We start from the raw sequence: 23,441 nt of genomic DNA on the forward strand, positions 1-23,441 counted from the left end.
CAATGTCGAACGGGCGCCGTGCGGGAACAACGGAACGGATAACAAGGGACATGTCGGATCGACTGAAGGCCGAGCGCGAGGCTGCGACCGCGCGGCGGAATTTGCTGACCCAGGATGCAATCGAGCGCACGGGGATCACCGAAGAGATGATCGGGGAACTCGTGACCCGCTTCTACGGGCGCATCCGCGAGGATGAGCTGCTGGGGCCGGTGTTCGCGAACGTGCAGAATTGGGACGAGCATCTGGCCAAGCTCCGGGATTTCTGGTCGTCGGTCGTGCTGATGAGCGGCCGCTACCATGGTTCACCGATGCGGGCGCATATGCCACTGAACCTGATCGGGGATCATTTCGACCGCTGGCTCGATTTGTTCGAACAGACGGCACGCGAGGTCTGCCCGCCGCCGGCAGCCGCGCTCTTCATCGACAGGGCGCGCCGCATCGCCGACAGTTTTGAGATGGCGTCGGCAACGTTGGCCGGACGCATCGCTGCGCCGCGTCACGTGCTCCGCTCCTAGAACACAAAACGCCTGCCTGAGAAATGCGCAGCCGCGCTGATGGCGCTACGATGGCGCCGAGCGTCGGCGCATTGCACCAATACCGGCAGCATTGATCTGATCTGCAAAATCATCATGCCGGTCGCGTAGCGTGACGTTGCAATTAGAAAAATGCGCGTAAATGCGCGTGTTCTCGTTCAATCAGTGCGAGCATAACCATGTGATGCACTGCGGGAAAAAATCTTTGCCTTTTTTTCGGCAGAGTTCCAGCGCCTGCTTGCGGGCATGTCGCGTGCATCGTTCAACACATCCTCTTCATCCTCCGACAACACAGCGGAATCCGACGCTGACGCCTGCACGGAGCAAACCCGGCGGGCGCTGTTGATGAATGCGCTGGCCACCACGGCGTGCCTCGCCTGTTCCACGCAGGTCCACGCGGGCGAGGATGCGCCCGGCTCCGACGAACGGCCTCAGAAGGGCGATCTGCTCGTGTTCTCCGAAGGCGATCAGGAGGGAAAGCCCGTCACCGCGGCCGCTCTGTCGGCCGGCGGACCGCCGGTGCATGCCTGGCCGAAAGATCCGAAGACATCGGTCGTGCGCAGCGCCTCGCGCCTCAATGAGATTCTGATCATCCGCCTTGACCCCACCGAGCTCGACGAGCAGACGAAAGCGCGCGCTGTCGACGGCATCCTCGCCTATTCGGCAATCTGCTCGCATGCCGGCTGTCCTGTCACGGCCTGGGTGAAGAGCGATGTCGGCGACAAGGAAGTGCTCAAATGCATGTGCCACAACTCCGAATACGATCCTCGCGCGGGCGCGCAGGTCGTGTTCGGGCCGGCGCCGCGACGGCTCGCTGCGCTGCCGCTGGCGCTGGCTGACGGCTCGCTCAGCGTCGCCGGGAACTTCATCGGAAAGGTAGGTGGCGCGCAGCCGGGATGATGGGCGTGCGGGTTGTGCCCGCGTCACGAGAGGCCGCATCCGCCGATGGGCGGACGACGGGACGAACGACAAGAATTCAAAACAAGAATTCAAACGGATATAAAAGGGGAACGTCCATGACCAGGAAGCAATGGTTACTGTCCGGCTTTGTCGCCTTCACGTGTCTTGCATCGACCGCCGCCATGTCAGGCCCGATCGAGAACTACGCGCCGGTTACCGCGCAGCGGTTGGAAAACCCGGAGCCCGCCAACTGGATGCTTTACCGGCGGACCTATGACGGGCAGGGCTACAGCCCACTCGACCAGATCAACACCTCGAATGTGAAGAACCTCACCCCGGTCTGGACTTTCGCGACCGGCGTGGTCGAAGGTCACGAGGCGCCGCCGATCGTCAACAACGGCGTGATGTTCGTGGCGACCCCGATGGGCCAGGTGATCGCGCTGAACGCCAAGACCGGCGACGAATATTGGCGCTACAAGCGGCAGCTCCCCGACGACCTGTTCCAGTTGCATCCGACCAGTCGCGGCGTCGGCCTCTGGGAGGACAAGCTCTATCTGGCCACTACCGACGACCATGTCGTCGCGCTCGACGCCAAGACCGGCAAGGTGGTGTGGGACACCAAGGTTCAGGATTACAAGAAGGGCCAGTACATGACCCTGATGCCGCTGATCGTCGACGGCAAGGTCATCGTGGGCGGCTCCGGCGGCGAGTTCGGCGTGCGCGGCTATGTCGCCGCCTATGACGCCAAGGACGGCAAGGAGCTCTGGCGGACCTATACGATTCCGGGCGAAGGCGAACCCGGCCACGACACCTGGCAGGGCGAGGACTGGAAGAACGGCGGCGGCTCGGCCTGGATGACCGGCAATTACGACAAGGACACCAAGACGATCTATTGGGGCGTAGGCAACGCCGCGCCCTGGCCCGGCGAGATGCATCCGGGCGACAATCTCTATACCTCGTCGGTGCTCGCGCTCGATCCGAACACCGGCAAGATCAAGACCTATCATCAGTATCACCAGAACGATTCCTGGGATTGGGATGAGGTCGAAGCGCCGATGTTGATCGACCTGCAACGCGACGGTCGCAACATCAAGAGTCTGGTCCATCCGGGACGCGATGCGATCTTCTGGATACTCGAGCGCACGCCGACCAAGATCAACTACGTCGCCGGTTGGCCGTTCGTCTCCACCGACGTCTGGAAGGGCATCGACGCCGAGAGTGGCAGGCCGATCGTCGATCCCGCGCACAAGCCGATGGTCGGCAAGCGCGTGGAGTTCTGTCCGTCGCTGTGGGGCGGCAAGGATTGGCCCTCGGCGGCCTACAGCCAGAAGACCGGCCTCGTCTACGTGCCCGCCAACGAGAATTTCTGCGGCGGGTTCACCGGCGAGAAGGTTCCGCTCAAGCCCGGCGAACTCTGGCTCGGCACCAAGCCGGAGGACATCGGGCTGAAGACGAAGCCCGGGGCGGATCATTTCGGCGAGCTCCAGGCCTGGGACCCCGTTACGGGCAAGAAGATGTGGCAACACAACTTCCCGAAATCGCAGCTGTTCGGATCGGTGACGGCGACCGCGGGCGATCTCGTCTTCGTGGGCGGCACCAACGACCGCAACTTCCGCGCCTTCAACGCCAAGAGTGGCGAGCTGCTGTGGGAGCAGAAGACCAATTCCGGTATCATGGGCATGCCGGTGTCCTATGAGATCGACGGTACGCAATACATCGCGATCCAGTCGGGATGGGGCGTGGATGCGCAGCGCATCCAGGATGCCCTCGTGACCAACAATATCGGCATCGAAGCCAACGTGCCGCAGGGCGGCGTGATCTGGGTGTTCGCGCTGAAGAAATAGGCCCCGCTGGCGGATCGAAAGAAGCGGAGTGTCAGGGGGCAAATGCGGCGGACGGTAACGTCCGCCGCATTTTGCGTGGGCGTTGTCCCTTCTTCCCCTGCGGGAGAAGGTGGCGCGAAGCGCCGGATGAGGGGTTCTATCCGCGCGTCTCAATGTGCGGACCCGCGCAGGCATACCCCCCACCCACGCGTGATCGTGGCAACTGGCGTCGCTGCCCTCTCCCGCAAGGAAAGAGGGCACATCGATGCGCTTCGGCGAAGAAGTAGAGCCGATATTCGCGATGTCAAAACGCCGATGCTCAGATCGCTACTTCCCCTCGCGCTCGACCTTGTCCTTTTCCTTCTGGTTCATCTCGCGAACCTTGGGATCGGGATTGTGCTGTCCGGTAGTCTGGGTGGTCGAGGGCGGCGTGGCATTGGCGTTGGGCAGCGAGTTCTGGTCCGGCGTGCTGGGGCGCGTCGCCGTTGTCGGCGGCGTGGTGTTGCTCTGGGCGTATGCGCCAGTGGCCGTCAAAAGAAAGGCGCTCGACAGCAACGAGACTGCGAGCGCCTTTGGGATATGGGTCATCGATCTGCTCCTGTCAGATCGATGCAAACGGCGCGAGGCCGCCTTGTGTTCCCGCCTTTACGCTTCCAATTGCTTGCCGAGCGGAAGGCTGCGGATGCGCTTTCCGGTCGCGGCGAAGATGGCGTTCATCAGCGCCGGCGCGAATGGCGGGACGCCAGGCTCGCCCACGCCGCTCGGCGGCGTGTCGGGTCCTGGCGGCACGATGTAGACGTTGGTCACCGCAGGGGATTCGTCGATCCTGAGGACCTGGAAGTCGTCGAAGTTCTTCTGCTGCACCTTGCCGTCCTTGAAGGTGATCTCGCCGTATTTGGCGAGACTGAGCCCCATGATCGCCGCGCCCTCGATCTGGGAGGCGATGCGCTCGGGGTTGACATAGGTGCCGCAGTCGATGGCGGTGTCCACCCGCGGCACCGCCAGCTTGCCCTTGTCGTCGACGGCCACCTCGACGATGGTCGCGATATAGCTGACGAAGCTGCGGTGCACGGCGATGCCGAGGCCATGGCCCTTCGGCACTTGACGGCCCCATTCGCCCTTCTCGGCGACCAGCTCGACCACCTTGCGCAGGCGCGCGGTGTCGATCGGATAGCTGTCCAAGGGCTCGCCGTAGTTCCACATGTCCTTCACGGCGGGCTTGACGATGCGCGGGCTCCCGATCAGCGCGAGCAGCGTCTCCTTCTGGTCGCGGCCGGTCGCATGGGCGATCTCGCCCACCATCGACTGGACCGCGAAGGCGCGCGGGATGTTCGAGACCGAGCGGAACCAGCCGATGCGGGTGAACGCCGCGGCTTCCGGGTTCTCGCAGGAGATGTTAGCGATCTCGAACGGCATGTCGACGAGGCCCATGCCGAGCTCGAAGGGCGCCTCATGCTTTGCACCCGCCGCGAACGTCGAGGCGATGCTCGGGGCCACGCTGCGATGGCGCCAAGCGATCACCTTGCCGCTCTTGTCGAGCCCCGCCTCGATCCGTTCCACGGAGACCGTGTGCAGGAAATCGTGGCGGACGTCGTCCTCGCGCGTCCACTGCACCTTGACGGGTACGCCGAGCTCCTTCGACAGCAACGCGGCCTCGAGCGCAAAGTCGCATTTCGACTTGCGGCCGAAACCGCCGCCGAGCAGCGTGACGTTGACCGTGACATTGCCCTCGGGAATGCCGAGCGTCTTCGCGACGTCCTCGCGCGTACCGCCCGGGCTTTGCACCGGCGCCCAGATCTCCGCCTTGTCACCCTTGACGTCGGCGACCGCCACCGGCGGCTCCATGCTGACATGAGCAAGATGCGGCAGATAATATTCGCCGACGACGACCTTGTCGGCGCCCTTCAGAGCAGCCTCGGCATCGCCTTCCTGGCGCACCACAAGGCCCGGCTTGCGCGAGGCCTCCTCGAGCTCCTTGCGGTAGGCGACGGAATCGTATTTGCCGTTGGCGCCATCGTCCCAGGTCAGCTTCAGCGCGTCGCGACCCTTGATCGCCGCGCCGGTATTGCGCGCGATCACGGCAACGCCGCCGAGCGGCTGGAATTTCGACGGCCACGGCCAGCCGCGCACCTCCATCACCTTCTCCACGCCCGGGACCTTCAACGCCGCGTCCGGATCGAACGAGACCAACTTGCCGCCGGTCACCGGCGGGCGCGCGATCACGGCATACTTCATGCCAGGCAGCCGCACGTCGGCGCCGTAACGCGCTTTGCCGGTGGTGATGTCATGGAGATCGACGATGCCGATCTGGCCCTTGCCGAGATAGCGGAAGTCCTTGGGGTCCTTCAGCTTGAGCCCTTCGATGCTCGGGACCGACTCCTTGGCAGCGTCGGCTGCGAGCTCGCCGAACCCGAGCTTGCGGCTCGTCGCGCTGTGGACGACTTCGTGATTGACGGCCTTGACCTCGGTTGCCGGCACACCCCAGCGTTTCGCGGCGGCCTGCTCAAGCATGGTACGGGCGGAGGCACCGATCTGGCGCATCGGCATCAGATAATGCCGCGTGCTGCGCGAGCCGTCGGTGTCCTGGTTGCCGAACTTGACCTCGTCGCCATGGGCCTGTTCCACCTTGACCCGTGACCAGTCGGCTTCCATCTCCTCGGCCACGATCAGCGGCAGGCTGGTGCGCACGCCCGTTCCCATCTCGGCGCGGTGGGCGAGGATGGTGACGGTGCCGTCGGGCGCGACCGCGACGAATACGCGCGGATCGACCACGACGCCGTGCGGCATCTTGCCGGCGCCGGTCTCGTAGGCGAACGCCTGGCGCGACATCACGGGCGCCGCGAGCACAAAGCCGCCGGTGATGCCGAGCCCCTTCAGGATGCTGCGGCGCGAAACCTTCTCGACCTTGATGTTCTTCTCGAAGCCACGAAGCTTCTTCGGGTTGTCGATGAAATTCATGTCACACTCCCGTCGATGCGAGATGGACCGCATTCTCGATGCGCTGGTAGCAGCCGCAGCGGCAGATGTTGCCGGACATCGCCTCGCGGATCTGGTCGTGCGACGGCTTCGGGTTGTCCATCAGCAGCGCAGCCGCCTGCATGATCTGGCCCGCCTGGCAGAAGCCGCACTGGGGTACGTTGACCTGACGCCAGGCCTTCTGCACCGGGTGATCGCCGTTCGGATGCAGTCCCTCGATCGTCGTGATCTCGCGGCCGGCGACGTCGTTGATCGACGTGATGCAGGCGCGCACGGCTTCCTTGTCGACGATAACGGTGCAGGCGCCGCACAGGGCCTGGCCACAGCCGAACTTGGTGCCGGTCAGCCCGGCCTCGTCGCGCAGGAACCAGAGTAGCGGGAGATCCGGGTCGCCGTCCCAGCTCTGTTCCTGGCCATTGATCTTCACCTTGATCATGATCGTCCCTCGCTCTTCATAAGCTTGCCGATTTCAGATTTTCCAGATGCCGGTCGGTGGAACGCCCGCTGCGCGGCGTCGCGTTCCAGCCGTCCTCCCGCGCGGGCAGATCCCGGCAGGACTCAGAGGAATGCCAATGTCATGTCCGGATGTGCTCGATACCTCCCGTCGTGTTCTTGATTATTGAATTTCGCGCGGCATCGTCACGACGCGATCGTAGCAGGATCGCTTCGGTCTGGCGTTCACAGCCAAGTGTTTTCCAATCAGCTGTTCTCGACGGGAAAAGATTGCAACGAAGGTTTGTCAAAAGCAGGGCGCCCCATCGCGCCGCGCGCCTCTCGAGATGGGCGCACTAAAAAAAGAGCTTCGTCCGCCAGAAGACCTGTGCGGACGAAGCAGGATGCCTCAGTCGAGGGAGGGAGAAACGCAGGCCGCGGACTTCAAGCCGGAAGCCGGCGGCCCTGCGCAGTCATTCAGAGACCAGGACTGAGGGAGTTGACGGTCCCCACACAAGTGCAGTTGAAAAGCGGCGGCATCGCCGCGATTGTCCCGGGCCGGCTCCGTCCGCTCGCTGGGTGTGGTGGAACGCGAGCGGACGGGGCGCAGCAAACGTCAGGCGACCTTTGCTCAGGCGGCCTTTGCTTAAGCGGCCTTGGCTTTCGCCACGTGGGTCGCGATCGCGTCCATCAGCGCCGGTGACAGGCAGTCATAGGGCTCAAGTCCAAGCTCCTTGAACCGAGCCCGTATTCCGCCCATCTGCTCCGGCTTCACGCCCGATTCGATCACCGACGAGACGAAGGCGGCGAATTGCGGCGCCTGCGAACCCTGCTCCTGGAACAGTTCGGGGTGGATGAAGTCGAGGCCGTAGAACGGGTGATCCTTGTTCTCGATGCGGCCGTACATGTGCGTGCCGCAGGCCTTGCAGGCGTAGCGCTGGATCGTCGCCGATGGATCGACGATCTGGAGCTTGTCGCCGTTCTCGAGCACGGTGACGTTCTGGCGGGGTACCACGGCGACGACGGAGAAATTCGCCCCCTGCGGTTTCCAGCACTTGGTGCAGCCACAGGCGTGATTATGCGCGACGTCGCCCTTGACGGCGACCTTGACCTGATGGTCCTTGCATTTGCATGCGAGCGTGCCGCCGGCGAAGCTGCCGCTGCCCTGTTTGATGCCGTTATCGATCGAGGGATGGAGTGCAACAGTCATGGGTCGATCCTCCTTGGGGTGACGCTTTTCGAACTAGAACACGACGACTGAACGGATGGACTTGCCCTCATGCATCAGGTCGAAGCCTTTGTTGATGTCTTCGAGCTTGAGCGTGTGGGTAATCATCGGGTCGATCTGGATCTTTCCGTTCATGTACCAGTCGACGATCTTCGGCACGTCGGTGCGGCCCCGCGCGCCGCCGAAGGCGGTGCCGCGCCAGTTTCGCCCGGTGACGAGCTGGAACGGGCGGGTCGCGATCTCCTTGCCGGATTCGGCAACGCCGATGATGATCGAGGTGCCCCAGCCGCGATGGCAGGCTTCCAGCGCCTGGCGCATCACTGTGGTGTTGCCGGTGCAGTCGAAGGTATAGTCGGCGCCGCCGTCGGTCAGGGTCACGAGATGCGGGACGATGTCGCCGGTGATCTTCTTGGGATTGACGAAGTCGGTCATGCCGAACCGGCGTCCCCATTCCTCCTTGGAGTCGTTGATGTCGACGCCGATGATCTTGTCCGCGCCAGCCATCTTGGCGCCCTGGATCACGTTCAGGCCGATGCCGCCGAGGCCGAACACGACCACGTTGGAGCCCGGCTCGACCTTGGCGGTGTTAACGACGGCGCCGACGCCCGTGGTGACGCCGCAGCCGATGTAGCAGCTCTTGTCGAACGGCGCGTCCTCGCGGATCTTGGCGACCGCGATCTCCGGCAGCACGGTGAAGTTCGAGAAGGTCGAGCAGCCCATGTAGTGGTAGATCGGCTTGCCTTTGTAGGAGAATCGGCTGGTACCATCGGGCATCACGCCTTTGCCCTGCGTCGCGCGGATCGCGGTGCAGAGGTTGGTCTTCTGGCTGAGGCAGCTTTTGCATTGCCGGCATTCCGGCGTGTAGAGCGGGATGACATGGTCGCCCGGCTTCACCGAGGTCACGCCAGCACCGATCTCGCGGATGATGCCCGCGCCCTCATGGCCCAGGATCGACGGGAAAATTCCCTCGCTGTCGAAGCCGTCGAGCGTGTAGGCGTCGGTATGGCAGATGCCCGTCGCCTTGATCTCGACCAGGACTTCGCCGACCTTTGGTCCTTCCAGATCGACTTCGACGATCTCGAGCGGCTTCTTGGCTTCGAAAGCGACGGCGGCACGTGTCTTCATCTTAAGCTCCTTAAATTCCAGCAGGGCGCCCAGATCCAGGTCCTGGTCGGGCTCCGCACGTTCATTTCTTGCCCATGCACGAATCTTCGTTCTTGGTATAGGCGTCGTTCTTGTCCTCGTGCTTGCCGGGTCTTGTGCGGCCCCAGGCCTCGTTGGAGCGGGCGCGCAGGTAGACGTAGAGATCGTCCATGTAGCAGGCGACGTTCGGGTTATCGCCGAAGGCCGGCATCACGTTCTCTGCAGCAGTCGAGATGTTCTTGCGGCCGGAGGCGACGACGCCGAGAAAATCGGCATAGCTCATCGTCTTCAGCGAATCCTTCAACGCCGGGGCGTAGGTCGAGCCCATGCCGTCCGGGCCGTGACACACATGGCAATCCGAGTGATAGCGGCGGTATCCGGAATAGGTGTACCAGTCGACGGATCCGTCGGTGATCTTGTAGGTTGGGTTGCCTTCCTTGTCGGACCATTCGCCGGTTTCGTTCTGCTTGACGGCAGTCGGGTCACCTGATCCGTCAGCGACGGCAATTCCCCCGGACGCGACCAAGAACATCGCAGCAATGGCAGAGCAGATTTTACGCAAGAGATTTTCCTCGGAAGGCATTCGGTGAGACGAGCCGGCGCGTGGAGTTGATCCACGCGCCGGAGCGATGCTGAGAGGCCTAGTTGGGCAGCGAGAACACGGTCAGCGTACCGCCGAGTGCCGTGTAGTTGCTGAGCGCCGCGTAGCCACCGACGGCGCCGAGACCGGCGGTCGGATCGGTCAGGCCTGCCGCCAGACCGATGCCGGCCCAGCCGCCCACGCCGGAGAGCACTGCGACATACTGCTTGCCGCCGTTCTCATAGGTGGTGACGTTGCCGATGATGCCGGAGGGAGTCTTGAACTTGTAGAGCTCCTTGCCGGTCTTGGCGTCGACTGCCTTCAGGTAGCCTTCGAGCGTTCCGTAGAACACCACGTTGCCCGCGGTTGCGAGCGCACCCGACCAGACCGAGAACTGCTCCTTGTTCGACCAGACGATCTTGCCGGTCTTGCCGTCCCAGGCGATGAAGTTGCCCATGTGGGTTTCACCCTGTGGCGGATACATCGAGAGCGTTGCGCCCACGTAGGGCTGACCCGCGGTGTAGCTCACCTTGAACGGTTCGTAGTCCATGCAGACGTGGTTGGTCGGAACGTAGAACAGCTGCGTGTCCGGCGAGTAGGCTGCCGGCTGCTCGTCCTTGGTGCCGAGCGCGGCCGGGCAGATGCCCTTCACGTTGTGGTCCTCGCCCGCCTTGTCGGTCGAAGCTGCATCGAGCACCTTCGGGCGGCCGTAGGTCGGCGAGTTCTTGTCCATGTCGACGCCGGAGGTCCAGTTCACCTTCGGATCGTACTTTTCGGCGACCAGAAGCTCACCGGTGGCGCGATCGAGCGTGTAGCCGAGGCCGTTACGATCGAAATGCGTCAGCAGCTTGCGCGGCTGGCCGTTGATGGCCTGGTCCGAGAGGATCATCTCGTTGACGCCGTCATAGTCCCACTCGTCGTGGGGCGTCATCTGATAAACCCACTTGGCCTGGCCGGTGTCAGGGTTGCGAGCCCAGATCGTCATCGACCATTTGTTGTCGCCGGGACGCTGCTTCGGATTCCAGGTCGAGGGATTGCCCGACCCGTAATAGACGAGGTTCAGCTCGGGGTCGTAGGAGATCCAGCCCCAGGTGGCGCCGCCGCCGATCTTCCACTGATCGCCTTGCCAGGTCTTCAGGCTCGAGTCCTTGCCGACCGGCTTGCCGAGTGCGGTGGTCTTCTCTGCGTCGACCAGGATCTGATCGTCCGGTCCTTCAGAGTAGCCGCGCCAAGCCAGCTTGCCCGTCTTGATGTCGTAGGCGGTCATATGGGCTTGAACACCGAACTCGCCGCCGGAGATGCCGATCAGCACCTTGTCCTTGACGACCATGGGGGCCGAAGTACCGGTCTCGCCCTTGCTGGCGTCGCCGTTCTTCGCGGTCCATGCCACCTGACCGCTCTTGGCATCGAGCGCGACGAGCGTGGTGTCGGCCTGATGCAGGAAGATCTTGCCGTCGCCATAGGCCAGGCCGCGGTTGACCGTGTCGCAGCACATCACTGGGATTACGTTCGGATCCTGCTTCGGCTCGTACTTCCAGACGATCTTGTTCTCATTGGAAAGGTCAATAGCGTAGACCTTGTTTGGGAACGGCGTGTGGACGTACATCATGTTGCCGATGATCAGCGGGCCGCCTTCGTGGCCGCGCAGCACGCCGGTCGAGAAGGTCCAGGCGACCTGGAGCTTGCCTACGTTTTGTGCGTTGATCTGGTTCAGCTTGGAATAGCGGGTGTTGGCGTAGTCGCCGGTCGGCATCACCCAGTCTTTCGGGTTCTGCGACATCTTGAGCACTTCGTCGTTGGCCGACGCGCTGCCGACGGCGAGAGCCGCCGCGGAGCCAAGATAGGCCGCGAGTAGTACCTTGCGCATAGTCATTCCTCCATTGGTCTCGTTTATTGTTTCCGAAGCATTGCTTAATCGCCGGGCTTTTCGTCCGGCGTCTGCTCGTGCAGGGCGGTCACGATTGGACCAGAAACGATGCTGTGGTGTTTCCTCCTCCTGATGAGAGCCACGGGTCCACGTGCGGAGCGGCCCGTTCTTGTTGTTCCTGATACAATCCCTAACGACTTCGTCATCGGGAAACTTGCCCAAGAGAGAAGCTGGTTTGCTTGACAGCGCACGGGTCGGAAGTTTTTGATTTTGCAGTAGCGAATTCAGCGGCTTCCGCAACGCTTTGGCAGCGCCTTCACCGCTCAGGTTCCGCTTGACGGCGCTGCAACTAAGGCGGAGGATTAACTTACAAGGGTGGCAATGGAACGATGGCGCTCGTTCTAGAAGATCGCTCAAAATCGAGGTAAACGTCACGCAATCACGGTTCAGGGCTCCGGCAGCGCGGCTCGCGATTCGCGTCAAATCTCCGGATCAAACCAGTGGCTGGATTAATGTCCGACACGATTCACACGCTCTCGACGACGGGCATGACGCCGAAACGTCAGATCCAAAGCTGGATCGACGGGCTGACCAGCCTGTGTGGGCATTTCGACGTAGATCCGCTGGAAGCGTCTTCGCTCGAAGGCCGCATCGACTACACCAGCGTCTCGCGTCTGAAGCTCTGCCAGATCGAGGTCAGCCAACATCGCATCGCGCACACGCTGGCGCGCGCCAAGGCCAATGAACACCCGTATATCAAGATCCACTTCCAGACTTACGGCGTGTCCTATTTCGAGCAGGAAGGCCGCCACATCGAGCTGAACCCGGGCGACATCATCGCCTATGACGTCTCCTGTCCGCATTCGATCATCAGTCCCGCTTTCACGCGCCATGACGTGGTGATCGTGCCGAAGGCGCTGCTGCGCGACCGTGGATTCCCGTCGCAGCGAATGCCCGCCTGCAAATTGACCTCACGCACGGGGACGGGGCGCATCGCCCATGATTTCGTCCATGCGACCTTCGACGAGGCGGCCAAGCTGTCGGCGAACAGTGCGGTCGGCGTCGCCGATTCGCTGATCGACCTCTTGCTGCTGCCGCTGCGCGAGGCCGACACGATGCTCGATCGCGTCGGACCCGAAGCGACCTATGTGCGCGCGCAATTCTTCATCCGCGAGCATTTGCGCGATCCGGATCTGTGCATCGACCAGATCTCCGGCGAACTGGGCTGCTCCAAGCGTTATCTGCACATGCTGTTCTCGGAGCGCGGCACCACGGTGAGCGACTACATCTGGCAGGCGCGTCTTCAGAATTGCCGCCAGGAGCTCGAGGCCCACGCCGGCAAGACCATTACCGACGTCGCGTTCTCCTGGGGCTTCTCCAGCTCATCGCATTTCAGCCGGGTGTTCCGGAAATATTTCGGCGTAGTGCCGTCCTCGATCCACAAGGCGCAACAGGGCGCGGTTGCGGCGGACGAGCACTAGGCAAACGCCAGGTTCGGAGTCGACGCGACGGTTGACCGTCACGCGCCCGCGATGTCTCTCATGCCGATATGGCGATGTAGGGAATGCTGGTCAGGAGAGCGACGAGCAACACCGCGTTGCCCAGCATTCCACTCCAATGCAGTCGGCGTAGCCGGCGCGGGGCCTCGGCATCGCCGGCGTCCCTGGCGCTGAGCTGTTCGTCCATCTGTTGCATGAACCAGCGGCGCCCATAGATCGCCAAGGCTGCAAGGAGGCCAACGCCCATCGCTGCGACCAGACGACCGTCGAGCAGGAAAGCGACCGCTCCGATGATTCCGGCAACGCGCATCACCAGAAAATGCGCATTGAACATTCCGCGCAAAAGCTGGGCGACGGGCTGGATATCCAGCTTCACCAGCAGGAAGGCCGGAGACGCCAGGGTGAAATAGCCCATCGGAAAGAGTAGGATGATCATGACGGCTACGGCAACGCCATCCGGTGTCATGGGATCGGCCTTTCTCGTCGCGCCGGCGAGACCTTCCCGCCAGCGTCGCACAATCATAGCGGGAAAATGCGCTTCCGGCACTAGGCTTTGGTCGGACGCCGCGCTGCGAAGGGCGTCATGCCTCGCGGTTCAGGCGGGTTCGAGGCCGAGCGATCGCGCGCTCTCGATCCAGATCGGCAGCTCGCGCTGATACAGGGCGTTGGTTTCCTTGAAGCCGATCGCGGGTTCGAGCACGAACGTGTTGAGAACCTCCTTCACCTTCGGATCGCTGTTGGCAGCGACGCAAAGCTCCGCCAGGCGGTCGACGACCGGCTGCGGTGTCGCTTTCGGCACGGCCCAACCGGAGAAGCCGCTGACGGTGAAGAATTTCGACGTCGCGCCCTGCTCGGGGAGGGTCTTGATATCAGGGATGGCGTCGACCTTCTTCGAATGCACCGCGAACACGGTGCCGCGATCGCTTTGCAAGACCGATTGCGCTGCGGTGTAGCTGCCCATGGCCACATCGAGCGTACCTTCCAGCATGCCCGTCCACATCGGGGCTTCGCCGCGATAGTGGATCGGCTCGATGGCAAGGCCATACTGCTTGTTGAGCTCGTGGACCGTCATATGCGGGGCCGAGCCCGCGCTATAGGTGCCGAAGTTGACTTTGCCGCTCTTGCGCGCAAAGGCGACGAAATCCTCCAGCGTCTTGACGCCGGTTTTCGGGTTCGCCACCAGCAACAGGCCGGCGCCCGGAATGACGCTGACCAGCGTCAAATCCTTGTCCATGTCGTAGCCGGGAGTCTTCATCACCACCCGGTTCATGATGTAGGTGGTCGAGATCGAGCACAGGATTGTGTGGCCGTCGGGCTCTGCGCGGGCGACCTCCGCCGTCCCGATCGCGCCGGCGGCACCGGGCTTGTTCTCGACGACGACGGTCTTTCCGACCTGCTTGGCAATGAATTCACCATAGGCGCGCGCGAGCAGATCGGTCTGTCCGCCGGCGGGATAGCTGCAAATCATGCGGATCTGCCGCGATGGCCACGCAGCCTGCGCCGAGGCGCCACGCGAGACGAAAGGCATCGCGAGTGTGGTGGTGCCGGCGGCGATGAAGCGGCGGCGATCGAGTTTTGCGGACATGATTCTCTCCCGGGTTGTCGCCGACGGTACTGCATCGGGTCGCCTCTGCCATGGGTGGCTGGCGAGACAGATTGGCGCATTCGAAGGGCCGCGCTGGGTGCGCCAGCTGTCCACTAGCGCTGAATGATCTTCAACCAGACGTCGCCAAGGATCGCAGGCTCCCGCGGCGGCAGATAGCTCAGCCCCGCCTGTGTGCCGAATTCGGCGATCTTGCCCTCGGCAGCAAGCCCGGTCAGCGCCTTGTTGACGGCGTCGAGCAGTGCGGGATCGCTGGCCAGCCCGACATAGCCGCGATTGGCCCCGATCGGATAGTAATAGCCGGACGCGGTGATCGCCGTGTCGGGGTGCGCGGCGCGATGGGCGTCGAAGCGGCCGAGGTCGATCAGCGTCGCGTCATAATCGCCACGGGCAAGTGCGCCGAGGAGATCATCGCGGCCGGGGACGAGATGCGTGATGTCGTCGATCAGGCGCCCCTTGTCGAAGGTCATGAGGATCGCATCGCCGAGCGAGCCGCTCTCGATGACGAGGCGCAGGCCGGCGAGATCTCCGATATCGCCGATGTTGCGACCCCGCGCCTTCGGCCCGAGCACGACCGTCATCGGCGAGTAGACATAGGGCTGGCTCGGCGCGAGCACGCCGAGCGCGACGCGGCGGCGCCGGTCGTCGCGCGTGGCGCCGGCAAAATCCGGCAAGCGCGCCGTTTTCATGCCGGGCTTGACGAGGGAGTCCGTCGTCAGCGCGTAGCCGCCGACGAGCGAGCAACGCCCATCGGACAGCAGCGCATTGGCCTCGAGCTGCGGGCTCGAATCCTCGTCCAGCTTGCTCTCGAACCACTGGATCGTCAGCGGCCGTCCGAGCCGGTCGGCGATCGCCTGCGCCAGCAGCACGTCGAAACCCGAGCCGGGCTTGCCCTTGTGATGCACGGAGAGCGGCGGCCTGACCTCGTCGAGACAAATCTTGAGCGGATCGTCGGCCGCGCGTGCAGCTGCGGCCGCCGCCGCGAGAATCGCGGCAATGCTCCAAACGGCCAGCCAGCGCCTCATGGTTTTCTCCGGCTCGAGATGAAGGCCCAGAGATTCCCGATCTCCTCGTCGCTGAGAATGTCAGCCCAGGGCGGCATCTTGTTGTTCTTGCCGTTCTTCACGGTGGTGACGAAGCGCGTCTTGTCGTCGGGGAAGGCGCGCAGGTCCGGCGTGATGGTGCCGGGGTTCATCATGTTGGGGCCGTGGCAGTGCGAGCATTTCTCGGCATAGGTCGACTTGCCGTGGTCGATCTGTGCCTGCACGGGATTGCCGGTTGAATCATCCGCGGCACGAACGGTCGCCGCAAGCGCGACCGTCAGCACCGCGACGGCGGCGAGGATCGCCACCGTCTTGTGAGATAGCTTTCTCAGCATCGTGCCGTGGTTATTGCTTGACCGCAAAAACCCAAAGTGAGCCGCCGGGCGGGACTTTGGCCAGCCGTTCGTCGCCGGAGAACAGCGAGTAGACGCCGCCATAGCCGCTCGTCACGGCGACATACTGCACGCCGTCCTGCTGCCAGGTCACCGGTTGTCCCTCGATGCCCGAGCCGGTCTGGAACTGCCAGAGCTTCTTGCCGGTATCGGCATCGAAGGCCTCGAACTCGCCGGTCAGCGCGCCCGAGAACACGACACCGCCCGCGGTCGACAGCACGCCGGAGAAGCGCGGGATGTCGCTGGGTGCTTCCCACTTCGCCTTGCCGGTCATGGGATCGATCGCCTTCAGATGACCGCGCGGGCCGTCACCCCATTCCCAGAGATCGGTGAGGTCCATGCCGAGATACCATTCACCCTGCTTGAAGGTGGCGGGTTCGGTCTTGTACCTGCCGCCGAAGGCGAGCGTGTTGGCGTAGGCGAGGCCGGTCTGCGGATTGAACGACATCGGCTCCCAGTTCTTGCCGCCGAGGATCGACGGATAGACGGTCACCTTCTTGCCCTCACGCGCATCCTTCGAGACGTCGGTCTCGATGGGACGTCCGGTCTTCATGTCGATTCCCGTCGCCCAGTTGACCTTCACGTAAGGATTGGCCGCGAGCAGCTTTCCGTTGGTGCGGTCGAGCACGTAGAAGAAGCCGTTGCGGTTGGCGTCCATCAACACCTTGGTCGGCTTGCCCTCGACGTTCATATCGGCGAGGACCATCTCGGCCACGCTGTCATAGTCGAACGGATTGTTGGGCGAGAACTGGTAGTGCCACTTGATCTTGCCGGTCTTGGGATCCATCGCCAGCACGGAGCAGGTGTAGAGGTTGTCGCCCGGGCGTACCGCCGAGTTGAACGGTCCGGGATTGCCGATACCCCAGTAAACCGTGTTCAGCTCGGGATCATAGGAGCCCGTAATCCAGGTCGAGCCACCGCCGAGCTTCCAGGTATCGCCCTTCCAGGTGTCGCCGCCGGGCTCATCCGGAGAGGGGATCGAATGGGTGCGCCACAGGTGCTTGCCCGTTGCGGGATCCCAGCCGTCGATGAAGCCGCGGGTGCCGAACTCGGCGCCGGAGATGCCGGTGATCACGACGCCGTCGGCGACCAGCGGCGCCACCGTCATCGAATAGCCTTCCTTGATATCGGCCGCCTTCTGTCGCCACAGCTCTTTGCCGTCCTTGGCGTCGAGCGCGATCACGTTGGCGTCCAGCGTGGTGCGGAACACCTTGCCCTCATAGAGTGCTGCGCCGCGATTGATGATGCCGCAGCAGACGATGCGCGGCGTTTCGGCAGGATACTCGACCTTGGATTTCCAGATCTGCTTGCCGGTCTTGGCGTCGACCGCCATGGTCGCGTTGTGCGACGTCACGTAGATCACGCCCTGGTACACCAGCGGCTGCGATTCCTCGCTGCGATCGTCGTTGAAAGAGTAGTTCCAGACCGGGACAAGGTTCTTGACGCTGTCCTTGTTGATCTGGTTCAGCGTCGAGAAACGCTGAAGATTGTAGCCCATCCCGTAGTTGAGAACGTTCGATGTATCGGTCGCGCCTTTGACCAGCTGCTCGCTGGTTTGTGCACTTGCACAAGTCGATGCAAGCATGACGAGGCTCGCGGCCATCGCAAAGCGTTTCATCCGTCCCTCCCAATATGCGCGCCTATTGACGCTGCGACAGCAACACTCCGCCCGAATGCAAAACGCGTCAATACGAAAGTCGTAATTGCGATGCCGATATGGTAGGCGGCGCGGGATGCCGTCACCTGACGGAGACCTGACAAAGCAACTCTCACTTGTGCGCAGGCGCTGAAGAAATTCCGCGGCATGGAGCAGAGCGCGTGCGCCACGGCAGCGGTCGCGCCGACGGGTTCTGCAAGTTGTGCGGTGCGCAGGCTGCAATTCGGGACTTGAACCGAGGCTCGCTTGTGGACTTATGTCGTTTCGATCCGGTTCGAATCGGAGCTCTTGGTGAGGGAGGTTTTCATGATATCGCGTCGCTCTGTTGCACTTGCGCTCACGATTGCACTGCTGTCCGGTCCGGCATGGTCGGCCTCCGGCAACGCGGTCAAGACGTTCGATACCGACAATGACGGCACCCTCGATCTTGCCGAGGTGAAGAAGGCGGCGGCGGCGTTGTTCGCCAAGCTCGATCCCGATCACGACGGCACGCTCGACGCCCGCGAATTGCGCGGACGGTTAACAGCGAAAGAACTCGCCGCCGCCGATCCCGATCGCGACGGGACTCTCACGCTCGACGAATATCTCTCGGTGGTGGAGCAGCGCTTCAACGCGGCGAATCCCGACAAGGATGGAACGCTGGATGCGAAGGAGCTGAACTCGCGCGCCGGTCGCGCGCTGCTGCGCTTGTTGCGGTGAGAACCGCGCCGCTTGACTGGGAGCGAAGGCGAGTTGCCCGAGAGAGAAATTTGCAAGCGCGATGCGACAGTTCGCTGTGTCAACGGTGCGATTCCAGACTTGCGCTGTGGCTGACGCAGCCCTAGGTTTTCGCCGGCGCGATGTCGCGCTCAATCCCTTGGGAGTCCCCGAATGGCCTGGAAAGCTCCGAAGATCGTGGAAGTGCCGGTCGGCATGGAAATCAACATGTACGCCTGCGCTTTGCGCAAGTAAGACCACAAGTAAGACTGACGACCTGCCGCGGCTTCGATGGCAACCACCGTCGAAGCCGTGGTAGTGTCGGGGATGCGCGCGAGAGCCCTTACATTCTGGACCATAGCCGCCTGCACCGTCGCGCTCGCGCCGGCATGCGTCCGCGCCGAAGAGGGCTTCGATACCGAACACATCTTCGGCTTCATGATCGGTACCGATGTCGGCAATCCCGGCGAGCGCGAATTCCAGACTCAGACGACAGGCCGATTCGGCAAAGGAGGCGGGACCTATCGCGCCCTCTCGCAGGAGGTCGAGATCGAGATCGTGCCGCTGCCGAACTTTCGCATCGAGGTCGGCGGCACTGCCACCCTGCACGACATCACCGGCGTCCCCGACATCGGCGACCGCCGCCAGTTCAATTTTCAGGGCGCTTCGCTCGACCTGCGCTATCGCCTGCTCGATCGCGAGCGCGCGCCATTCGGGTTGACCGTCGCCGCCGAACTCCATGGCGACCGCATCGACGAGACTTCTGGAGCAAAAGGGCGGATGTACGGTACCGATTTCACGCTCGCCTTCGATCGCGAGCTGATCCCGAACTTCGCCATCGGGGCGCTCAACCTGATCTATCAACCCGAATGGGCGCGTTTCGAAATGGCGGGACTGTCCGAAAAGAGTTCGACCATCGGCGCGGCCTTCGCCGGCCTGGTGCGCGTGCGGCCCGATGTGCTGCTCGGCGGCGAGGTGCGCTACTTCCGGCAGTACGAAGGCATCGGCCTCGGCGAGTTCGCAGGACAGGCGCTCTTCGTCGGTCCGACCGCTTATTTCCAGCTTTCCGAGCGCTCGCGCCTGACCATGAGCTGGAGCATGCAGGCATGGGGCCGGCCGGCCGGATCGGGCGGCAATCTCGACCTCGTCAATTTCGAGCGCCACCAGGCAAGGCTGGTCTTTGGAGTTAATTTCTAGCGCTCGGGGAGAGTTGACAGGCAATTCCCGCTTTATTTCGGGCGGCCGGATTGAAACTTCCCGCTCATCGGAACGTAATCTTTTGTGCTAACTTCATCGCCTCTGCGAGGATCCCGGCATGAATCCGATCGACCTGGTGGTGACTGTGTGTGCGTTGCTCTCGCCAGCGACCTGCGAGGAGCAACATCTGGTGTTCAACTATGCGGGGTCGCCGACGCAATGCGCGATGGCTGCGCCGCCCTATATCGCGCAATGGATTGGTGACCATCCGAAGTGGCAGGCGGTGCGGTGGCGCTGCGAATATCCGCATCCGAACGACAAGGCGTAAAGCCTTGAGCTGCGTTGCCGGTCGCGACTGGCTTAGGTCCTCATCCTGAGGAGCTTGCGAAGCAAGCGTCTCGAAGGATGGCCGCAGGGCGACAGACGGGCCTGCATGGTTCGTGACGCGCGTTCCGCGCTCCTCACCATGAGGGGATAACGCTCGTAACGCAGCCCCCGTTACTTGCTGCAGTCCTTCAGATCCTTGTCGGCGATCGAGAACACCGCATCCGCCTTGATCTCGATGTCGCGCACGATGCATTGCCGCGCATTGGGATAGCTGACCCTGGCGTCGTAGCGGCCGGGCTCGACGCCGGTGATGCGCAGCCGCTCGTCGTGGTCGACCTCCTTGTCTTTGTCGTTCAGGCACTGGTTCGGCCCCCACTCGGTCTTCCCGGCCGGGGAGAGCTGGAAGCCGGAGATCGCCTCCGTCGTCAGATTCCAGAGCCGGATACCCTTGCCCTTGGCCTGGGCGAGCGCCGCGCCCGGCATCGCAACCAACAGGATGCCGATCGCAATCAGCGTACGCCGCATGATGACCCTCCCGCGAAGATGTCGTTGGTCCAATTGACCATGAGTTCTCATTGCGATTCAAGCTGCAACGCCGCGAGCTCGGCCCTGATCTTGCCGAGTTCGGCCTCGCTGCGCTCCGCGCGCGGGATGGCAATCGGCACCTCGCGCACGATGCGCGCCGGTCGCGGCGACAGCAAGAACAGGCGGTCGCCGAGCCGGATCGCGTCATCCAGACTGTGGGTGACGAGCAACGTCATCACCGGACGGCGCGCCACCAGCGTCGCGATCTCGTCGCGCAAACGGCCGGCGAGTGCGTCGTCGAGCGAGGCGAGGGGCTCGTCGAGCACGAGCAGGTCAGGCTCGACGGCAAAGGCGCGAGCGAGCGCGACGCGCCGGGCGAGGCCAAGCGACAGCTCGCCTGGAAAATGACTGCGATGCGCGTCCAGCTCCAGGATCCTGAACAGCTCGGCGAGCTTGGCGTCGGTGACATCGGGTGCCGCAAGCCGCACATTCTGCTCGACCGAGCGCCATGGCAGCAGCCGCGGCTCCTGGAAAACCATACCGATCCGCGCTTCCGGCGGGCGCGAGACGCGTCCCTCGAAATCGCGGTCGAGGCCGAGGATAATGCGCAGCATCGTGCTCTTGCCGCAGCCGGACGGTCCGATCAGCACGCCGACCTCGCCGGATTGAAGCGCGAAGCTGACCGGCGCGAGCACCTCCTGCGTCCCGCCCGCGGCACTCTTGAACCTCTTGCCTGTGATATCGACCTCAAGCCGCACGGGGTCGCCATCGTGTTGCGCGGGCTTCGAACGGTTGCACCAGCGCGGTCTCGATCACGAGCACGACGGCGGCGAAGGTTAGCGAATAGGCCAGCAGCCGCGGCGTGTCGAACAGCTGGAAGGCGACGCCGATCTCGAAGCCGACGCCGTTGGGTCGCCCCAGGAGTTCGGCGACCAGCACGATCTTCCACACCAGCGACAATCCGGAGCGGGCTGAGGCTGCGATATAGGGCGCCAGTTGCGGCAGCACGACGTGGCGGAAAGCGCGCCAGCGCGGCATCGCGAACACGCTCGCCATCTCGTCGAGCGAGCGGTCGAGCGCGCGCGCGCCCTCGCGCAGGGTGACGATGGCGGTCGGCAACTTGTTGATGGCGATCGCCGCGATCGCTGCGGCTTCGGTGAGCCCGGCCCAGATATAGGCCAGCACGATCACGACCAGCGCGGGCAGGTTCAGGAGCAGGATTAGCCAGGGATCGCCGAGCCGGTCGGCGAGCTTCACCCGTCCCATCAGATAGCCGATGGCGCTGCCGAGCGACATCGCCAGCACGAAGGCGAGGCTTACGCGGGCAAGCGTTGCGCCGAGATGCAGGAACAGCGCGCCGCTCGATGCTTCCGCGACGACGACGTCGAGCACGGCGGGCGGGGAGGGCAGCTTCGCGGCGCCGACGAAGAGGGCGGCGATCCACCAGATCGCGAGCAACAGGGCAAACGACAGAAGACGCAGCACCTCACTCCCCGGCAACTGCGTGAAAGAACGTGCCGGGATCGAGCTCGGCAGCCGGGCCGACGAGGTCGCGGCCGCCGGTCTCGGCCAGCACGCGGTAGAGCACGCGCGCGTCCCTTTCTTCGTCATCGATGCTCCGGCGCGGAATGCCGTCGCGATAGCGCTCGCGATAAGTCTTGAGCAGGGTGGCATCGCTCGTGCCGGTGAGCGGTGCGATCTTGTCCCAGGCGGCATCGGAGGTCACCAGCAGCTGCTTGGCCTTGCGGGTCATCGCGATGAAGCGCGCCACCGCATCGCGATGACTTGCCGCCCAGGTTTCGTCGAAGACATAGCCGACCGCGGAGACCGCGCCCTTGGCGCCGAGTTTCGGCAATATGTCCTCGATACCGGCAAGGCGTCTAAAACCCTTGGCCTCCAGCTGTGCGCAGAAATTCCAGAAATTGAGGCTCGCATCCATCTCGCCGTCGAGCGCCTTGGCGGCGAGCAGAGGCGGAGCACCATAGACGATGGTCGCCTCCGATTTCAGGTCGATGCCGTCCTGCTTCATGCGCGCCTGGAGCAGCAGCCAGCTCTTGTCGATGGGACCGCCGCCGACGGCGAGCTTGCGGCCCTTCAAGTCGGCGAGCGACTTGATCGGCGAGGAGGCCGGCACCATCACCGCGCCGAGCGCGCTGGAATAGGGATAGAAGGTGAGCTTGGCGCCAAGCGTGCGCTCGCGAGACACCCACAGCCAGTCGGAGAGGATGATGTCGGCATTGCCGGCGCGCAGCGCGATCTTGCCGGCCTCGGGGCTCGCAAGCTCGGCGACGTCGAGCGACAGGTCGGCCTCCTTGTCGAGGCCGTTGGCGCGGATCGCGGCCAGCTCCCAGGAGAATGTTCCGGTCTTCTGCACCGCAAGGCGAATCGTATCCGCGGCGCGGCCGGGCCCGGTTAGCGTCAGCGCCAGCGCCACCGCGAGCGCCAATGATCCACCAAATGTTCTCATCACGTTGTGAGCCGTTTCCTCTGACAGAAGTGCTTTTCAGGACAATACGCATAGCATAGCTTCCGTCGCAACCAGCGGGAGGACGCTCATGAATCTGGCCGGACAGCTACGACCGATTGTCGCCGCATTGGCGGTGTGGGCTGCGACCGCGCTCGCCGCGCAGGCTGAACAGGCCAATGATTATCCGACGTCGGCGCGTGCCGAGTATGTCTATGGCTGCATGAAGGCGAATGGCGAGAGCCGGCAGGCGATCGAACAATGTTCCTGCTCGATCGACGTGGTGGCCTCGATCGTGTCCTATGAGCGCTACGTTACCGCAGAAACCGCGCTCAGCATGTCCCAGGTCCGCGGCAATCTCGGCGTCCAGTTCCGCACCTCGGAGCAGGCGAACTCGGCCGTGAATGATTTGAGGCGTGCCCAGGCGGAAGCCGAGGTGAGGTGTTTCTGACCGCTTGGTTGTACGACCACCGTATTCGTCATGCCCGGGCTTGTCCCCGGGCATCCACGTCTTGGCGGCACCTAAGATCGTGGATGGCCGGGACAAGCCCGGCCA

Annotated in this window: 25 protein-coding genes; 9 read left to right on the forward strand and 16 right to left on the reverse strand. The window is 63.4% G+C overall.

Annotated features, from left to right (window positions below; all coding sequences use genetic code 11):
* Positions 1-50 precede the first annotated feature (50 nt).
* The 3 genes from IVB13_RS12910 (at position 51) to IVB13_RS12920 (ending at position 3,277) form a co-directional block, all read left to right on the forward strand.
* On the forward strand, positions 51-515 hold the full coding sequence (locus IVB13_RS12910; protein ID WP_247295107.1) for a group III truncated hemoglobin: 465 nt from the start codon (positions 51-53) through the stop codon (positions 513-515).
* Between the two features lie 264 nt (positions 516-779).
* Positions 780-1,433, forward strand: coding sequence for a Rieske (2Fe-2S) protein (locus IVB13_RS12915; RefSeq protein ID WP_018460312.1), 654 nt, complete (start codon positions 780-782; stop codon positions 1,431-1,433).
* A 116-nt stretch (positions 1,434-1,549) separates the two neighbouring features.
* A complete protein-coding gene (locus tag IVB13_RS12920; protein ID WP_018460311.1) occupies positions 1,550-3,277 on the forward strand; it encodes a methanol/ethanol family PQQ-dependent dehydrogenase in 1,728 nt (575 codons plus the stop codon).
* 306 nt (positions 3,278-3,583) lie between these two features.
* On the opposite strand, the gene IVB13_RS12925 is transcribed toward IVB13_RS12920, so the two are convergent.
* The 7 genes from IVB13_RS12925 to xoxF5 all read right to left on the reverse strand — a co-directional run bounded on the left by IVB13_RS12925 (position 3,584) and on the right by xoxF5 (position 11,482).
* Positions 3,584-3,844 (reverse strand): hypothetical protein, encoded by a 261-nt coding sequence (locus IVB13_RS12925; RefSeq protein WP_018460310.1) that lies wholly within the window; start codon positions 3,842-3,844, stop codon positions 3,584-3,586.
* Between the two features lie 57 nt (positions 3,845-3,901).
* On the reverse strand, positions 3,902-6,214 hold the full coding sequence (locus IVB13_RS12930) for a molybdopterin cofactor-binding domain-containing protein (protein ID WP_085384846.1): 2,313 nt from the start codon (positions 6,212-6,214) through the stop codon (positions 3,902-3,904).
* 1 nt (position 6,215) lies between these two features.
* Positions 6,216-6,668 (reverse strand): (2Fe-2S)-binding protein, encoded by a 453-nt coding sequence (locus IVB13_RS12935; protein WP_007601363.1) that lies wholly within the window; start codon positions 6,666-6,668, stop codon positions 6,216-6,218.
* A 642-nt stretch (positions 6,669-7,310) separates the two neighbouring features.
* The gene (gene gfa / locus IVB13_RS12940; protein ID WP_018460308.1) at positions 7,311-7,874 is read right to left on the reverse strand and encodes an S-(hydroxymethyl)glutathione synthase; all 564 of its coding nucleotides are present in this window, start codon (positions 7,872-7,874) and stop codon (positions 7,311-7,313) included.
* Positions 7,875-7,907: 33 nt separating this feature from the next.
* Positions 7,908-9,017 (reverse strand): S-(hydroxymethyl)glutathione dehydrogenase/class III alcohol dehydrogenase, encoded by a 1,110-nt coding sequence (locus IVB13_RS12945; RefSeq protein WP_018460307.1) that lies wholly within the window; start codon positions 9,015-9,017, stop codon positions 7,908-7,910.
* Between the two features lie 61 nt (positions 9,018-9,078).
* Positions 9,079-9,567 (reverse strand): c-type cytochrome, methanol metabolism-related, encoded by a 489-nt coding sequence (locus IVB13_RS12950; RefSeq protein ID WP_007601366.1) that lies wholly within the window; start codon positions 9,565-9,567, stop codon positions 9,079-9,081.
* 109 nt (positions 9,568-9,676) lie between these two features.
* Positions 9,677-11,482 (reverse strand): lanthanide-dependent methanol dehydrogenase XoxF5, encoded by a 1,806-nt coding sequence (gene xoxF5 / locus IVB13_RS12955; RefSeq protein ID WP_018460306.1) that lies wholly within the window; start codon positions 11,480-11,482, stop codon positions 9,677-9,679.
* Positions 11,483-11,994: 512 nt separating this feature from the next.
* Between xoxF5 and IVB13_RS12960 the strand changes: the two genes are divergently transcribed.
* A complete protein-coding gene (locus tag IVB13_RS12960; RefSeq protein WP_007601369.1) occupies positions 11,995-12,963 on the forward strand; it encodes a helix-turn-helix domain-containing protein in 969 nt (322 codons plus the stop codon).
* 58 nt (positions 12,964-13,021) lie between these two features.
* Here IVB13_RS12960 and IVB13_RS12965 read toward each other — a convergent pair whose 3' ends face one another.
* From IVB13_RS12965 to IVB13_RS12985, 5 genes are all read right to left on the reverse strand, one after another.
* Positions 13,022-13,447: a hypothetical protein gene (locus IVB13_RS12965; RefSeq protein WP_085350671.1), complete on the reverse strand. Its 426-nt coding sequence runs from the start codon at positions 13,445-13,447 to the stop codon at positions 13,022-13,024.
* A 129-nt stretch (positions 13,448-13,576) separates the two neighbouring features.
* Positions 13,577-14,566 carry a tripartite tricarboxylate transporter substrate binding protein gene (locus IVB13_RS12970; protein WP_085384845.1) on the reverse strand — a complete coding sequence of 330 codons (990 nt, stop codon included), beginning with the start codon at positions 14,564-14,566 and terminating at the stop codon, positions 13,577-13,579.
* 113 nt (positions 14,567-14,679) lie between these two features.
* Positions 14,680-15,609 (reverse strand): transporter substrate-binding domain-containing protein, encoded by a 930-nt coding sequence (locus IVB13_RS12975; protein ID WP_018460303.1) that lies wholly within the window; start codon positions 15,607-15,609, stop codon positions 14,680-14,682.
* A complete protein-coding gene (locus IVB13_RS12980) occupies positions 15,606-15,962 on the reverse strand; it encodes a c-type cytochrome (RefSeq protein ID WP_018460302.1) in 357 nt (118 codons plus the stop codon). Before IVB13_RS12980 ends, IVB13_RS12975 begins: the two co-directional genes overlap by 4 nt.
* A gap of 10 nt (positions 15,963-15,972) precedes the next feature.
* Entirely contained in the window at positions 15,973-17,637 is a 1,665-nt protein-coding gene (locus IVB13_RS12985; protein ID WP_085350564.1) for a methanol/ethanol family PQQ-dependent dehydrogenase, read from the reverse strand.
* Between the two features lie 345 nt (positions 17,638-17,982).
* Here IVB13_RS12985 and IVB13_RS12990 point away from each other — a divergent pair, with 345 nt between their 5' ends.
* From IVB13_RS12990 to IVB13_RS13005, 4 genes are all read left to right on the forward strand, one after another.
* A complete protein-coding gene (locus IVB13_RS12990) occupies positions 17,983-18,375 on the forward strand; it encodes an EF-hand domain-containing protein (RefSeq protein ID WP_026233996.1) in 393 nt (130 codons plus the stop codon).
* A gap of 171 nt (positions 18,376-18,546) precedes the next feature.
* On the forward strand, positions 18,547-18,627 hold the full coding sequence (gene pqqA / locus IVB13_RS12995) for a pyrroloquinoline quinone precursor peptide PqqA (RefSeq protein ID WP_018460299.1): 81 nt from the start codon (positions 18,547-18,549) through the stop codon (positions 18,625-18,627).
* A gap of 36 nt (positions 18,628-18,663) precedes the next feature.
* Positions 18,664-19,569, forward strand: a complete 906-nt coding sequence (locus IVB13_RS13000) for a hypothetical protein (RefSeq protein ID WP_018460298.1) — start codon at positions 18,664-18,666, stop codon at positions 19,567-19,569.
* A 118-nt stretch (positions 19,570-19,687) separates the two neighbouring features.
* Positions 19,688-19,897 carry a hypothetical protein gene (locus tag IVB13_RS13005; RefSeq protein ID WP_018460297.1) on the forward strand — a complete coding sequence of 70 codons (210 nt, stop codon included), beginning with the start codon at positions 19,688-19,690 and terminating at the stop codon, positions 19,895-19,897.
* 170 nt (positions 19,898-20,067) lie between these two features.
* Here IVB13_RS13005 and IVB13_RS13010 read toward each other — a convergent pair whose 3' ends face one another.
* From IVB13_RS13010 to IVB13_RS13025, 4 genes are read right to left on the reverse strand one after another with little or no spacing between them, the layout of a single operon-like run.
* Positions 20,068-20,421, reverse strand: a complete 354-nt coding sequence (locus IVB13_RS13010) for a hypothetical protein (protein ID WP_018460296.1) — start codon at positions 20,419-20,421, stop codon at positions 20,068-20,070.
* A gap of 47 nt (positions 20,422-20,468) precedes the next feature.
* The gene (locus tag IVB13_RS13015) at positions 20,469-21,179 is read right to left on the reverse strand and encodes an ABC transporter ATP-binding protein (RefSeq protein WP_018460295.1); all 711 of its coding nucleotides are present in this window, start codon (positions 21,177-21,179) and stop codon (positions 20,469-20,471) included.
* Positions 21,169-21,906: an ABC transporter permease subunit gene (locus IVB13_RS13020; RefSeq protein ID WP_018460294.1), complete on the reverse strand. Its 738-nt coding sequence runs from the start codon at positions 21,904-21,906 to the stop codon at positions 21,169-21,171. Before IVB13_RS13020 ends, IVB13_RS13015 begins: the two co-directional genes overlap by 11 nt.
* Before the next feature lies 1 nt (position 21,907).
* Positions 21,908-22,888, reverse strand: coding sequence for an ABC transporter substrate-binding protein (locus IVB13_RS13025; protein WP_204513979.1), 981 nt, complete (start codon positions 22,886-22,888; stop codon positions 21,908-21,910).
* A gap of 88 nt (positions 22,889-22,976) precedes the next feature.
* Between IVB13_RS13025 and IVB13_RS13030 the strand changes: the two genes are divergently transcribed.
* Positions 22,977-23,336, forward strand: a complete 360-nt coding sequence (locus IVB13_RS13030) for a hypothetical protein (RefSeq protein ID WP_018460292.1) — start codon at positions 22,977-22,979, stop codon at positions 23,334-23,336.
* The last annotated feature ends 105 nt before the right edge of the window (positions 23,337-23,441 follow it).

It is taken from the genome of Bradyrhizobium sp. 17 (genome assembly GCF_023073515.1).
GTDB classification, from domain to species: Bacteria; Pseudomonadota; Alphaproteobacteria; order Rhizobiales; family Xanthobacteraceae; genus Bradyrhizobium; species Bradyrhizobium canariense_D.

Coding starts and splice junctions, on each gene's coding strand:
- IVB13_RS12910 (WP_247295107.1), top strand. CDS start 51: ATGTCGGATCGACTGAAGGCCGAGCGCGAGGCTGCGACCGCGCGGCGG.
- IVB13_RS12915 (WP_018460312.1), top strand. CDS start 780: ATGTCGCGTGCATCGTTCAACACATCCTCTTCATCCTCCGACAACACA.
- IVB13_RS12920 (WP_018460311.1), top strand. CDS start 1,550: ATGACCAGGAAGCAATGGTTACTGTCCGGCTTTGTCGCCTTCACGTGT.
- IVB13_RS12925 (WP_018460310.1), bottom strand. CDS start 3,844: ATGACCCATATCCCAAAGGCGCTCGCAGTCTCGTTGCTGTCGAGCGCC.
- IVB13_RS12930 (WP_085384846.1), bottom strand. CDS start 6,214: ATGAATTTCATCGACAACCCGAAGAAGCTTCGTGGCTTCGAGAAGAAC.
- IVB13_RS12935 (WP_007601363.1), bottom strand. CDS start 6,668: ATGATCAAGGTGAAGATCAATGGCCAGGAACAGAGCTGGGACGGCGAC.
- gfa (WP_018460308.1), bottom strand. CDS start 7,874: ATGACTGTTGCACTCCATCCCTCGATCGATAACGGCATCAAACAGGGC.
- IVB13_RS12945 (WP_018460307.1), bottom strand. CDS start 9,017: ATGAAGACACGTGCCGCCGTCGCTTTCGAAGCCAAGAAGCCGCTCGAG.
- IVB13_RS12950 (WP_007601366.1), bottom strand. CDS start 9,567: ATGTTCTTGGTCGCGTCCGGGGGAATTGCCGTCGCTGACGGATCAGGT.
- xoxF5 (WP_018460306.1), bottom strand. CDS start 11,482: ATGCGCAAGGTACTACTCGCGGCCTATCTTGGCTCCGCGGCGGCTCTC.
- IVB13_RS12960 (WP_007601369.1), top strand. CDS start 11,995: ATGTCCGACACGATTCACACGCTCTCGACGACGGGCATGACGCCGAAA.
- IVB13_RS12965 (WP_085350671.1), bottom strand. CDS start 13,447: ATGACACCGGATGGCGTTGCCGTAGCCGTCATGATCATCCTACTCTTT.
- IVB13_RS12970 (WP_085384845.1), bottom strand. CDS start 14,566: ATGTCCGCAAAACTCGATCGCCGCCGCTTCATCGCCGCCGGCACCACC.
- IVB13_RS12975 (WP_018460303.1), bottom strand. CDS start 15,609: ATGAGGCGCTGGCTGGCCGTTTGGAGCATTGCCGCGATTCTCGCGGCG.
- IVB13_RS12980 (WP_018460302.1), bottom strand. CDS start 15,962: ATGCTGAGAAAGCTATCTCACAAGACGGTGGCGATCCTCGCCGCCGTC.
- IVB13_RS12985 (WP_085350564.1), bottom strand. CDS start 17,637: ATGAAACGCTTTGCGATGGCCGCGAGCCTCGTCATGCTTGCATCGACT.
- IVB13_RS12990 (WP_026233996.1), top strand. CDS start 17,983: ATGATATCGCGTCGCTCTGTTGCACTTGCGCTCACGATTGCACTGCTG.
- pqqA (WP_018460299.1), top strand. CDS start 18,547: ATGGCCTGGAAAGCTCCGAAGATCGTGGAAGTGCCGGTCGGCATGGAA.
- IVB13_RS13000 (WP_018460298.1), top strand. CDS start 18,664: ATGGCAACCACCGTCGAAGCCGTGGTAGTGTCGGGGATGCGCGCGAGA.
- IVB13_RS13005 (WP_018460297.1), top strand. CDS start 19,688: ATGAATCCGATCGACCTGGTGGTGACTGTGTGTGCGTTGCTCTCGCCA.
- IVB13_RS13010 (WP_018460296.1), bottom strand. CDS start 20,421: ATGCGGCGTACGCTGATTGCGATCGGCATCCTGTTGGTTGCGATGCCG.
- IVB13_RS13025 (WP_204513979.1), bottom strand. CDS start 22,888: ATGAGAACATTTGGTGGATCATTGGCGCTCGCGGTGGCGCTGGCGCTG.
- IVB13_RS13030 (WP_018460292.1), top strand. CDS start 22,977: ATGAATCTGGCCGGACAGCTACGACCGATTGTCGCCGCATTGGCGGTG.